Origin of the sequence: Vibrio sp. 779(2023) (assembly GCF_033344285.1) — a bacterium.
Classification (GTDB): domain Bacteria; phylum Pseudomonadota; class Gammaproteobacteria; order Enterobacterales; family Vibrionaceae; genus Vibrio; species Vibrio alginolyticus.
In genome coordinates this window covers 408,244-419,914 of record NZ_JAWPOM010000003.1, presented here as the reverse complement: position 1 = coordinate 419,914, position 11,671 = coordinate 408,244, and the positions used below count along the sequence as shown (strand labels likewise).

General features: G+C 45.8%; 12 protein-coding genes. 8 read left to right on the top strand and 4 right to left on the bottom strand.

All coding sequences use genetic code 11. The annotated features are described in order from the left end of the window. Positions 1–39: 39 nt before the first annotated feature. From R8O70_RS06870 to R8O70_RS06855, 4 genes are all read left to right on the top strand, one after another. A complete protein-coding gene (locus R8O70_RS06870; protein WP_213885486.1) occupies positions 40–822 on the top strand; it encodes an enoyl-CoA hydratase-related protein in 783 nt (260 codons plus the stop codon). Then, positions 815–2,863 (top strand): acetyl/propionyl/methylcrotonyl-CoA carboxylase subunit alpha, encoded by a 2,049-nt coding sequence (locus tag R8O70_RS06865; RefSeq protein ID WP_213885485.1) that lies wholly within the window; start codon positions 815–817, stop codon positions 2,861–2,863. Before R8O70_RS06870 ends, R8O70_RS06865 begins: the two co-directional genes overlap by 8 nt. Then, complete coding sequence (locus R8O70_RS06860) at positions 2,844–3,746, top strand: hydroxymethylglutaryl-CoA lyase (protein WP_104980568.1); 903 nt, start codon at positions 2,844–2,846, stop codon at positions 3,744–3,746. The genes R8O70_RS06865 and R8O70_RS06860 overlap by 20 nt, the downstream gene beginning before the upstream one ends. Before the next feature lie 173 nt (positions 3,747–3,919). Further along, positions 3,920–4,240, top strand: coding sequence for a DUF1840 domain-containing protein (locus R8O70_RS06855; protein ID WP_005373256.1), 321 nt, complete (start codon positions 3,920–3,922; stop codon positions 4,238–4,240). 98 nt (positions 4,241–4,338) lie between these two features. Here R8O70_RS06855 and R8O70_RS06850 read toward each other — a convergent pair whose 3' ends face one another. After that, positions 4,339–5,205: a mechanosensitive ion channel family protein gene (locus R8O70_RS06850; protein ID WP_005463614.1), complete on the bottom strand. Its 867-nt coding sequence runs from the start codon at positions 5,203–5,205 to the stop codon at positions 4,339–4,341. A gap of 338 nt (positions 5,206–5,543) precedes the next feature. Here R8O70_RS06850 and R8O70_RS06845 point away from each other — a divergent pair, with 338 nt between their 5' ends. Then, entirely contained in the window at positions 5,544–6,092 is a 549-nt protein-coding gene (locus R8O70_RS06845; protein WP_085569100.1) for a sugar O-acetyltransferase, read from the top strand. Between the two features lie 9 nt (positions 6,093–6,101). On the opposite strand, the gene R8O70_RS06840 is transcribed toward R8O70_RS06845, so the two are convergent. Next, on the bottom strand, positions 6,102–7,535 hold the full coding sequence (locus R8O70_RS06840; protein ID WP_085569101.1) for a PLP-dependent aminotransferase family protein: 1,434 nt from the start codon (positions 7,533–7,535) through the stop codon (positions 6,102–6,104). A 136-nt stretch (positions 7,536–7,671) separates the two neighbouring features. On the opposite strand from R8O70_RS06840, the gene R8O70_RS06835 reads away from it, so the two are divergent. Genes R8O70_RS06835 through R8O70_RS06825 form a run of 3 tightly spaced genes read left to right on the top strand, consistent with a single transcriptional unit; the run spans position 7,672 to position 10,221 of the window. After that, on the top strand, positions 7,672–9,036 hold the full coding sequence (locus R8O70_RS06835; protein WP_005477080.1) for a cytochrome ubiquinol oxidase subunit I: 1,365 nt from the start codon (positions 7,672–7,674) through the stop codon (positions 9,034–9,036). Between the two features lie 28 nt (positions 9,037–9,064). Beyond that, positions 9,065–10,072 carry a cytochrome d ubiquinol oxidase subunit II gene (cydB, locus tag R8O70_RS06830; protein ID WP_213885484.1) on the top strand — a complete coding sequence of 336 codons (1,008 nt, stop codon included), beginning with the start codon at positions 9,065–9,067 and terminating at the stop codon, positions 10,070–10,072. A 20-nt stretch (positions 10,073–10,092) separates the two neighbouring features. Further along, positions 10,093–10,221: a DUF2474 domain-containing protein gene (locus R8O70_RS06825; protein WP_318184101.1), complete on the top strand. Its 129-nt coding sequence runs from the start codon at positions 10,093–10,095 to the stop codon at positions 10,219–10,221. A 133-nt stretch (positions 10,222–10,354) separates the two neighbouring features. Here the strand turns inward: R8O70_RS06825 and R8O70_RS06820 are convergent, their stop codons facing one another. Both R8O70_RS06820 and hxpB read right to left on the bottom strand, forming a co-directional pair. Next, positions 10,355–10,861, bottom strand: a complete 507-nt coding sequence (locus R8O70_RS06820; RefSeq protein WP_054574663.1) for a hypothetical protein — start codon at positions 10,859–10,861, stop codon at positions 10,355–10,357. Further along, positions 10,854–11,579: a hexitol phosphatase HxpB gene (hxpB, locus tag R8O70_RS06815; protein WP_054574664.1), complete on the bottom strand. Its 726-nt coding sequence runs from the start codon at positions 11,577–11,579 to the stop codon at positions 10,854–10,856. The genes R8O70_RS06820 and hxpB overlap by 8 nt, the downstream gene beginning before the upstream one ends. Between the last annotated feature and the right edge of the window lie 92 nt (positions 11,580–11,671).

The following is an 11,671-nucleotide window of genomic DNA, read 5'->3' as shown; positions in this document are numbered from 1 at the left end:
ATTGAAATACAGACTGAAATGTCAGACAAAGGAAGTCACATGACCGGACTACTGCTTGAAAAAGACAGCAATGGCGTTGCTTGGTTGAGCCTCAATCGACCAGAGAAACACAACGCGTTTAATGATGAATTAATTGCTTCACTTATCGACACCTTGGAAAAACTTGAGAGAGACAACTCTCTACGTGCATTGGTACTAACGGCGCAAGGTAAACACTTTTCTGCGGGTGCGGATCTTGGCTGGATGCAGTCAATGGCCACCAAAACCGAGGGGGAAAATCTGCAAGATGCACAGCAGTTAGCGTTGCTCTTGCACAAACTGGATGCCTTTAGCAAACCAACCATTGCTATGGTGCATGGCGCTGCATTTGGCGGCGCACTTGGGCTTATCTGCTGCTGCGATATCGCTATCGGTACACCTGAAAGCCGCTTCTGTTTGAGTGAAGTGAAACTCGGTTTGTTACCCGCGACAATCGGACCCTACGTCATTCGAGCGATTGGACAACGACAAAGCCGACGCTACTTTTTAACCGCGGAACTGATTGATGCCGAAACCGCACTATCGATGAGTATTCTTCATCAGATAGACTCTCAACCACGTGAAGCCGTCAATCGCACCATTGATCACCTGCTCAACAACGGTCCACAAGCCATGCAGGCTGCAAAAGCACTTTGTTTACGCTGTGATAACCAACCTATCGATCATTCATTAATTGAATACACCAGCCAAGCTATTGCAACCGCTCGCGTGTCCAGTGAAGGACAAGAAGGACTAGCTGCATTTTTTGAAAAGCGCGCCGCCAATTGGAGGAATCATGTTTAAAAGAATACTGATCGCAAACCGCGGTGAAATTGCCTGCCGAATCATTAAAACCGCAAAAAGCATGGCTATAGAGACGGTTGCCGTCTATTCCGAAGCGGATCGCAGCAGCTTACATGTTAAACAAGCGGATTTCGCTGAATTCATTGGCCCCGCTCCGGCGAGTGAATCGTATCTCGATATCGATGCGATTATCGGTGCTGCGAAAAAATGGCAAGCCGATGCTATCCACCCTGGGTATGGTTTTCTTTCCGAGAATCCGAAACTGGCGAAAACGTGCAGCGAAAATGGCATCGCCTTTATTGGCCCTTCCACCAGCGCAATTGAGGCAATGGGTTCTAAATCTCAAGCCAAGGCAATCATGTCAGAGGCGAACGTGCCCTTGGTTCCCGGCTATCACGGCACAGACAACAGCGTAGAGCACTTATTAGCGGAAGCTGAAAAAATCGGTTACCCAGTGATGCTTAAAGCAACCCAAGGGGGCGGCGGTAAAGGCATGCGAGTGGTCAATAGCGCAGCCGAAATGCCTCTGGCCATCGACGGTGCGCAGCGTGAAGCACTTTCAAGCTTTGGCGATAAGCAGCTTCTAATCGAAAAATGTATATTGCAGCCTCGCCACGTTGAAGTTCAGGTATTTGCTGACCAACATGGCAACTGTGTCTATCTTTCTGATCGCGATTGCTCCATTCAACGCCGTCACCAAAAAGTAGTCGAAGAAGCACCAGCTCCCGGTCTTAGTGATGAACTGCGTAAACAAATGGGTGAAGCTGCGGTTCAGGCCGCTCAAGCGATCGACTATGTTGGCGCGGGCACGGTGGAGTTCTTGCTCGATAGCCGCGGTGAGTTTTACTTCATGGAAATGAATACTCGTCTGCAAGTTGAACACCCTGTTACTGAATTGATCACCGGCGTTGATTTGGTGGAGTGGCAATTAAAAGTCGCAGCTGGCGAGCATTTACCTATTTCGCAATCTGAAATCACCCACAACGGTCATTCAATTGAGCTGCGAATTTACGCAGAAGATACAGACAATGACTTTATGCCGTCGACTGGCCGCATTGATTACTTAAAAGAACCCGTATCAGACAGTAGTGTGCGCCTAGCGTGCGTACGCGTTGATAGTGGTGTTACCCAAGGCGATAGCATCAGCGAATATTACGATCCAATGATCAGCAAACTGATCGTCTGGGGGCAAACTCGTGATATCGCTCTAAAGCAGATTAAGCAGGCGTTAACTCAATATCACGTACGTGGAGTAACGACAAACATTGGTTATCTGCACAGTATTATTTCGCAGCCAGCCTTTGCCGAGATTGAGCTCGATACAGGTTTCCTCGTAACACATCAACAAGGCATAAATGAGCAGCAAGACGTGTCGGATTCAATCTGGCTTACATTGGCGGCGGTTGCTCACCGGAATGATCTCATTTCAAAATCAGACAGCTCAACGTTACCCGCGCCAACCAGACGAGGTTTTAGACTGTCAGTTGACAACGTTTACCGATTTAACTTCACGGATGCCAATGCCAACCATCAGGTACGTTTGCAACAATCATCGCAAGATACAGGATCTCACTTCACTGTCCGATGTGGTGAGGAGCTGCATCAGGTCATCCTGCTTGAAAGTGACAACCAGATTATCGTCGATATTGATAATGTGCGTTACACCTTTAATGCACTTAGCGATGAACAAAGAACAACACTATTTTATCTTGGTCAGCAGCGCACGTTCGCTCATCAACCTAACTTTGACTCTGCAAAAGATGTAGATGATGAACTAAGTCCAACCGCACCACTCAACGGCATAATTTCAGCAGTTATGGTGGCTAAAGGTGACGAAGTGGCGGCGGGCGATCCGCTTTTGGTACTCGAAGCAATGAAAATGGAATACACCATCACGGCTCCGGTCGCAGCAACAGTCGACGAATTGTTTTATCAGCACGGGGACCAAGTACAGCACGGTTCCATACTGCTGAATTTGTCTTTGATATCGGATAACGTCAGTGAAGATAAGGAGCGCGAATATGCTACCAGCGAAGGTTAATATCGTCGAAGTCGGCGCTCGTGATGGTCTGCAAAATGAAACGGCAGTGACGCTGGTTGATAAAATCCGTTTGATTAACCAACTAAGCAGCAGTGGCTTAAAGCATATTGAGGCGGGATCTTTCGTCTCTCCAAGGTGGGTGCCTCAAATGGCCGATTCCGATCAGGTGTTTGCTGGTATCTCAAAAAAGCCTGACGTGGTTTATAGCGCGCTCACACCAAATCTCGCAGGGTTAGAACGTGCGCTGGAAAGCGGTGTAAAGCGAATTGCGGTGTTTGGCTCCGCTTCAGAAACGTTCAGCCAGAAGAACATCAACTGCAGCATTACCGAAAGTCTCGCTCGATTTGAACCCGTTATCGAATTGGCGAACCAGCACAACATTCCTGTACGCGGGTACTTGTCTTGTACCATGGTGTGTCCATATGAGGGAGTAATCAAGCCAGAGCAAACTACCAAGGTCGCCAATACGTTGTTTGATATGGGATGTTATGAGATTTCGCTCGGTGATACTGTCGGTAAAGCAACGCCTAATCGCGTTATCGCCATGCTGGATTCGTTGTTAACGCTACTGCCAAAAGACGCGCTCGCAGTACATTTTCATGACACTTATGGACAAGCATTAGCCAATATCTACCAAGCCTTGTTAATGGGCATCAACACCATTGATAGCGCAGTAGCGGGGCTCGGCGGCTGCCCTTACGCGAAAGGAGCCAGTGGCAATGTTGCAACGGAAGATGTACTTTATCTGTGTGAGCAACTTGGGATTGAAACAGGCGTTGACCTTGGCGTCATCAATGAAGCGGGTTGGCAAATTTGCCGTGCGTTAGGAAAGTCTCCTGCTTCTAGGGTCGCATTGGCTCTAGGCGATCCGTATAGCTTGTAAATCATCAACAACCAATCAGGTAATGTATTTCAACGGGCATGCAGACGTACGTGCCCGTTTTTTGTTGTTACTCATAAAAACCTTAACGCTCAACGGTCTTCATCACATTAATTAGTGTCTGATTTCAGCTACAATTTAGTTTCAAACCGAACATATAAAACAGGATCAGGTAAATGCTCATAACATTTCGTTGTCGAAGCCACTCAAACGTCACAATGTTTGGTGATATTGCATTAGATATGCTCAAAATGATGGGTCACAGCGGCACGGTGCCGGGATCAATTTCCGCTCAAGATGTTCCTGACGCGCTATCAAGATTAACTTCTGCTCTATCTGCGAAAAATGCAGCTGAAGAAAACCTCCCTACTGATGTAGACGAAGAGGAAGAACAAGCAGAGCCCGCGGTAAGCCTAGGACGCAGAGCGTTTCCACTGATTGAGTTGCTAAAATCAGCAATCAAAGAAGAATGCGAAGTCATGTGGGACAACCAATAACGCCTTCAAACTGGTTTCTAGCGAGGTGAATCCATATTGTGACCGCCTCGCTATCACTACTCGAAGCCAAGATAAGGGCACCTACACCGCTTATCGCCCTATCCGTTTCTCTCCCTAGACAACTTGATTTCCCCATCAATGTGCACATCTCGTTGTGGAAACGCGATTTCAATACCGTGCTTTTCGAAAGCTTCATAGATTTCAAAACGTATGGCACTTGCGACCGATCGAATCCCGCCTTCAACCGTTGAGTTAATCCAAAAATAAGATTCGAAGATCAAAGCATTATCGCCAAAGTCTTGAAAAAACACGTCTGGAGCTGGCGAACTCAGAACTTGCGCTTGCTGCGAAGTCACCTCCGCCATTAAGGCAGCAACCTGTTTGACATCGCTCCCATACGCGACGCCGACGACGACCGAGCCACGGACTAATCTGTCGCATAACGTCCAGTTGATCACCACGTTCTCAATCAATTGACTGTTGGGAATGAGCATGTGAACGCCATCGGTTCGCCTGATTCGCGTTGAACGCGTATTTATTTGCTCGACAATGCCTTTGGCTCCCTCGACCTCTAAAAAGTCCCCAATTCGGATTGGCTTTTCACCAATCAAAATCCAGCCACTTATGAAGTTGTTAATGATGTTTTGTGCACCAAAACCGAAGCCGATAGCGATGGCACCAGACAGAAAGGCGAACGCGGTGATTGGCACATTGATCATCGAAAGTGTGGTCATAAAAATAATGGCGAGAGCGATGACAAATAATATCCGTTTAACCAAATGAATGACGTTTGGATCTTTCCCCGATGAGGACATTCTTGACGTAACGGTTTTGATTAAAATTTTGGACAACCATAAAGCGACAATCACCCATGTCGGCACCATCAATATCGCCCACAACGTGATAGGTTGTTCGTTAAAGGTAAACAGCGTTGTTTCTAAAAATGAAATGACCCGTTCGAACATAAAGTGCTCACTCTTGATTCATCGTTGCCAGCAAGCCAGAGCGCATAAGTCTTAAATTTTTAGGTCAATCGATAGCGCAAGCGGCTCAATTAAGTTCTTCTTATTAACTATATTGTAATCTACGTAAAACGCTTCGAGTGGTTTCCCGCTTTGGCTTCAACACGATTAAGCCATTTAAGGAGTACGTCTTTGTGTACTCAACGAGCCAATCAACCGACTGAATACGCAAGGCAAATCAGTGATAACTTTCTGATTTTTAAGCATCAAATTTTCACTTCGAATCACTCTCATTTATTATTATGCACTTTATTGCAAATAACATTGATGGAATGATTGTTATGTCAGAACTGACTCGGATGCGCTCTGGAGAAGCCTATAATTGTCTGGATGAAGAACTAAAGCTGATGCGCGCCAAAACCGCGCAGCTTGTCTTCCAATTTAACCACGAGCCAAACCCAAGTATCCGTAGACAACTATTGGCGGAAATGGGCGTCCAATTAGAAAACAGCGCCTGTATAGAGCCACCGCTTCAACTTACCTACGGTTGTCACTTGTCCATCGGGGAAAACTCCTACATCAACTGGGATGCCATTATTCTGGACAATGGGCAGGTTAAGATTGGCGCGGACGTCATGATTGGGCCTAGAGTGCAAATTTACACAGCCGCTCATTCACTCGATACACAAAGACGCTTAGCCGGAGATGAGATCGCCAAACCGGTAAAAATCGGCAATAACGTTTGGATTGGTGGGGGCGCTATCATACTGCCAGGCGTGACCATTGGCGATGAGGCCGTCGTCGGCGCTGGCTCTGTCATAACCAAAGACGTTGCGCCGGGCGATCGAGTTGCTGGAAATCCCGCGCGCTCTATTAAACCAAAAAACTGAAGAAAGTCGCTATTTCGCCAAATGACAGCGAATAATGTTGGCAAGCAGATTGAGAGCATGGACGTATTTGTCATTGAGCTCAAAAGAAGCGTTAAGACGAATACAGTGATCGTATTGTTCTGTCAGGCTGAACATCTTTCCCGGTGCGATGCTGATATTATCTTTTAGCGCTTCTCGATATATCTGCAAGGCGTCGATATGCTTGGGAAGCTCTAACCAAATAAAGTACCCGCCGCTTTGGCTTAACACTTTGACTTCTTCAGGTAACAGCTCACTAAGCAGATCCGTCATCTTACTTTTACGTTCAAACAGCTTTTTCCGTAACTGCTTCAAATGCGATTCATAATTGCGGCTTGTTAAATAATGCACCAATGTCATTTGCACTGGTGCACTCGTCGCTAATGTACTCATTAGCTGTAACTTTTGTACCTCTAGCGCCCGCTTTCCCGCCGCAACCCAACCAATACGTAGCCCTGCGATTAATGATTTTGAAAACGAGGAGCACAACATGGCATTGCCCGTGTCATCAAACATTCTTAGTGGGTAGACCGAGTCATTCCCTGCATGCAGTTCGCTGTACACATCATCTTCAATCACTGGTACGTTATATCGCTGTGTCAGCTCAATCAGCTTTTGTTTTTTCTCGTTGGTGAGCGTAAAACCCAGAGGATTTTGGAAGTTCGACATCAGCCAACATGCTTTCACATCGTGTGTTTGCAGCGCTCGTTCCAATGAGTCTAGGTCAATGCCCGTGACTGGGTCTGTTCTTACTGAGAGCGCTTTCAAACCTAACCGCTCTAAGGATTGCAATGCACCGTAGAATGCAGGCGACTCCACAACCACCCAATCTCCCGGTCTTGTGCAGGCTTGCAAACTGAGCGTTAACGCCTCCAGCGCGCCTGCCGTAATAACAATTTCATCGGGTGAAATTTCAATGCCTTTCGCAGCATAACGCTTCGCGATGATGGTGCGTAATTGTTCGTTTCCCGGCGGTAAGTTATCAAAGGCGGTAGAAATCGGCATATTGCGAGCGGCTGCGCTCATCGCCCGATTCACGTGATAGCGTGGGTACAAACTTGGATCTGGATAGGCAAAGCCAAAATTGATCATGGATGGATTTTTACTCGCTTGCAGCACATCAAAGATAAATTCATTGATGTCTACCTGTTCTGTCCACGAAACCGCGGCTGGCGCTTGGGGTTCATTTGAACTCTTAATATTGGGAGCGACTCGATAACCAGAGCGCGGCTGTGAGGTGACCCAGCCTTGAGATTCCAGAATTTGATAGGCATGCAACACCGTCATCAAGCTTAAACCCGAGTGTTCAGATTGGCGACGCAGAGAAGGCAGCTTGTCACCCGGATGCCATATCCCCGATTTTATCTGCCTTTTAAGCTGTTCCACTAACTCTTGATACTTCGCCAAACGCAAATCCCCCTCCATAAAGCTGAATTCAAAATAATAACACTTCAATATTTAATCTGTTATAGGTTTATAGTCACTGTCTGTACCTACTTCCCTCATTCCGCTCCTTTTAAAATAGCTCTCTCATAAAACTTAAAAGATCAAAGGAAGTTTAATGTTTGGCCTCGACGCATTTATGCTTGCACGGATACAGTTCGCCTTCACGGTATCCTTTCATATTATTTTCCCCGCTATCACCATAGGTTTGGCCACCTATCTCGCCGTGCTGGAAGGCTTATGGCTAAAAACACGTAATCCCGATTACCAAAAGCTCTATCACTTCTGGTCGAAAATTTTTGCGGTTAACTTTGGGATGGGCGTTGTATCTGGCCTTGTCATGGCCTATCAATTCGGCACCAACTGGAGTGGTTTCTCCGACTTCGCTGGTTCTATCACTGGCCCATTACTGACTTATGAAGTGTTAACGGCTTTCTTTCTCGAAGCCGGATTTCTTGGCGTGATGCTGTTTGGTTGGCGTCGCGTCGGCGAAAAGCTGCACTTTTTTGCAACCTCGATGGTGGCGTTAGGCACGATCATTTCGACCTTCTGGATTCTCGCCTCCAACAGTTGGATGCAAACGCCACAAGGCTATGAAATTGTCGACGGACGTGTGGTGCCAACCGACTGGTTTGCTATCGTTTTCAATCCTTCATTTCCTTATCGTTTGGCTCACATGAGCGTCGCAGCTTTTGTCAGTTCAGCACTCTTTGTAGGCGCGTCAGCCGCTTGGCATTTATTGAGAGGCAATCAATCGACTGCGGTAAAAACCATGTTTTCGATGTCGCTCGGGATCTTAGTGTTCCTTGCGCCACTCCAAGCCGTGATTGGCGATGTGCATGGGCTAAACACTCTGGAACACCAGCCCGCCAAAATCGCTGCCATCGAAGGACATTGGGATAACAGTGATGGCAAACCAACCCCATTGATTTTGTTCGGCATGCCAAACATGGAACAAGAACGCACAGACTATGCCTTAGAAATTCCTGTTCTAGGAAGTTTGATCCTACGCCACAGTTTAACTGAGCCAATCCCGGCGCTGAAAGACTTCCCGAAAGAGGAACGACCGAACTCACCTATCGTCTTTTGGTCATTTCGAATCATGGTCGGGCTAGGACTTCTGATGATTTTTCAAAGCTTCTACAGCATGTGGTTACGAAAAAAGAACACGCTTTATACCTCGCGTTGGTTCCTCAAATTTTCATTATTTATGGGGCCATCTGGCCTTATCGCAATACTCGCTGGCTGGTTTACGACAGAGGTTGGTCGACAACCTTGGGTCGTGTATGGCGTACAAAAAACGCGTGATGCGGTTTCTGCACACGGAGACCTACAAATGAGCATCAGCCTGCTGTGTTTCCTTGTTGTGTACAGCTTGGTGTTTGGTTTTGGGTATTACTACATGATCCACCAAATCAAGAAAGGCCCCGATGCAATCGAGCACGATGAGCACGACATGACGACCGTTTCAGGCCGCATCTAGAATTTGTCACAAAGTTAAGGTAGAGAATATGCATTTTGATTTATCCGTGATTTGGTTCGCGATCATCGTTTTTGCCACTTTGATGTACATCATCATGGACGGCTTCGATTTGGGTATTGGAATACTGATGCCCTTCATCAAGGATGAAAAACAAAAAGACGTCATGGTCAACAGTGTCGCGCCAGTTTGGGACGGTAACGAAACTTGGATTGTGCTTGGAGGCGCATCTCTATTTGGCGCTTTTCCGATGGCTTACGCGGTGATTATTGAAGCGCTAACCATCCCTTTAACGTTGATGTTGATTGCTTTGATCTTTCGTGGAGTCGCATTTGAGTTTCGCTTTAAAGCATTGGAAAGCCACTTAAAGTTCTGGGATCGCTCTTTTATGGTCGGATCGATTTTAACCACGTTTTTCCAAGGCATCGCTGTTGGCGCGGTAATTCAAGGCTTTGCGGTGGAAAACCGCGTCTTCGTAGGTAGCCAACTAGACTGGCTTACCCCTTTTCCCATCTTTTGCGGTTTGGGTTTAGTCGCAACGTACGCGCTGCTCGGTAGCACATGGCTCATCATGAAGACGGAAGGTGCACTGCAAAACACGATGTACCGCTTCACTAATAAAACACTACTGGCGATGATCTCCGCATTAGTCATTGTGAGCGCTTGGACTCCACTTGCTTACCCTACCATTGCGGAAAGATGGTTTTCTCTGCCGAATTTGTTCTACTTACTGCCCGTACCAGTCATTACTGGACTGGTATGTTTGAAGATTGCTGACTCCGTTAAAAAGCGTAAAGAGCGCAGCCCTTTCGTGATGGCGCTAGTGATCGTGATTCTCGGGTTCGCAGGGCTTGGTATCAGTATCTGGCCAAATATCATTCCTCCTAGCATATCAATATGGGAAGCAGCGGCTCCTGCAAGCAGTCAGCGCTTTATGCTCGTTGGAGCGGTGATCATCATCCCGATCATTCTGGCTTACACCTTTTGGAGTTATTACGTCTTCTCTGGAAAAGTGAAAGAAGACGAAGCGTACCATTAACGAGTTGATAAGGAGTGAGTATGAAAGTCAAAAATTGGTGCCGCCAATGGGCGTGGATGGTTGGAATTTGGGTCGTTAACGTCGCTGCATTAGGGTTAGTGTCTATGTTATTTCGCGTCATGATGACCGCTGCAGGGTTAAAATCTTAGCGCGGCATTTTTAAGTCAATAAAAAATGGATGCCTCTAGATCTTGTGTAAGAGCTAGAGGCGTTGAACCTAATACTCAATCTTAATGAAAAAGCCAAGCGTTAAGAATCTACTCAAAACATTCTTTCATAAGTCTACATTGCCTGAAGTCGTTCATGCATGCTTACGAGATCAAAAGGTTCAAGCTTTTTCGCAATGCTCAGTAATGCTTCCTTTTTATCTTGCGGTAAACTTTGAAACTTCGACTCTAAACGTAAATCCACTTTGCTAAAAAGTAGCTTTCTAATTTGACTAGCTTTTGCCTTTGATAATTGCAATCCATCATTATCGGAGGTTTCAATTATCATGATAATTCTTGCTAAATCACTGAATTCATCATCAGAGCATAAATAAAGTGATTGTTTGTATAAATAGCCAACCGAAATTTCAAAATCAATATTAAGCGCTTGAATCTGACTGACAATGTTTTCACTCATATCACTTTGAGAAGCAGAGTTGATACAATCATCAAATCGCCTTTCAAATGTAACAAATCGATTATTGAGCTCGTCCAACATAGTCGTATCTTTTGCGAATGATTCTATAGGTAAAACCAATAAGAACATTGGCAGTAGGTATTTTTTCAGCGACCGGCTATTCACAATCAAGTCCTTCTTCTAAAAAACTTTCATGCGGTGTTGGTGCAAGTGTTGCTTTCAAATTCAAGTCCATTAAACTCGCCAAATGGCTTTCATTAAACTCTGATAGCTTTTGCAGCTTTAGACTGGCTTCATTAAACTCTTGGTAGAACTTATCAGGTTGAGGTATCACGACTGTTTTTATGTTTGCTCGTGTTGCCGCAAGCATACCCGAATAAGAGTCTTCAAAGGCAATACAGTTACTTGAATCTACACCTAGTTTATTGATTGTTGAAAGGTAGACATCTGGCTCTGGCTTACCCTGCTCTACATCGTCTGACGATGATATCGCGTCAAAGTAACTGGCAATACCGAGTTTGTTCAAAATGATGGGAATGAGTTGATAAGGTGAATTAGTAGACAACCCTATCTTAAACCCTTTTTCCTTAAGCAATTTGAGTGTTTCTGTAACACCCTCTAATTCGCATCCTTTTTCAATTATTAATGCCTCCACTTTATCCACAACAGCATTCTCTACTTCCTCTAGGCTCTTTTCTTGCCAAGGATTACGTTCATACCAAAACCTTGTTACTTCACCTGTCGTCATAGTTGCAGTCTGCTTTGACAGCACTTCGGTCACTTGGACACCAACTGATGAAAACACCTGCTTTTCCGCTTCCTTCCACAAAGGTTCTGAATCAATCAGCAACCCGTCCATATCAAAGACCGCAGCGTATATCATTGGTACATCCTCAGTAAGTTCTATTCGTTGAGTAAGATTTGTCTATTCAACCAAAGCATAGCTTTGCATATAACGAGTGAGAGTATCACATT

What these genes read in the sequence shown, in the direction of transcription:
- cydB (WP_213885484.1), top strand. Translation starts at nt 9,065, where the DNA reads ATGCATTTTGATTTATCCGTGATTTGGTTCGCGATCATCGTTTTTGCC.
- R8O70_RS06845 (WP_085569100.1), top strand. Translation starts at nt 5,544, where the DNA reads ATGTCAGAACTGACTCGGATGCGCTCTGGAGAAGCCTATAATTGTCTG.
- R8O70_RS06850 (WP_005463614.1), bottom strand. Translation starts at nt 5,205, where the DNA reads ATGTTCGAACGGGTCATTTCATTTTTAGAAACAACGCTGTTTACCTTT.
- R8O70_RS06865 (WP_213885485.1), top strand. Translation starts at nt 815, where the DNA reads ATGTTTAAAAGAATACTGATCGCAAACCGCGGTGAAATTGCCTGCCGA.
- R8O70_RS06860 (WP_104980568.1), top strand. Translation starts at nt 2,844, where the DNA reads ATGCTACCAGCGAAGGTTAATATCGTCGAAGTCGGCGCTCGTGATGGT.
- R8O70_RS06855 (WP_005373256.1), top strand. Translation starts at nt 3,920, where the DNA reads ATGCTCATAACATTTCGTTGTCGAAGCCACTCAAACGTCACAATGTTT.
- R8O70_RS06840 (WP_085569101.1), bottom strand. Translation starts at nt 7,535, where the DNA reads ATGGAGGGGGATTTGCGTTTGGCGAAGTATCAAGAGTTAGTGGAACAG.
- R8O70_RS06870 (WP_213885486.1), top strand. Translation starts at nt 40, where the DNA reads ATGACCGGACTACTGCTTGAAAAAGACAGCAATGGCGTTGCTTGGTTG.
- hxpB (WP_054574664.1), bottom strand. Translation starts at nt 11,579, where the DNA reads ATGATATACGCTGCGGTCTTTGATATGGACGGGTTGCTGATTGATTCA.
- R8O70_RS06825 (WP_318184101.1), top strand. Translation starts at nt 10,093, where the DNA reads ATGAAAGTCAAAAATTGGTGCCGCCAATGGGCGTGGATGGTTGGAATT.
- R8O70_RS06835 (WP_005477080.1), top strand. Translation starts at nt 7,672, where the DNA reads ATGTTTGGCCTCGACGCATTTATGCTTGCACGGATACAGTTCGCCTTC.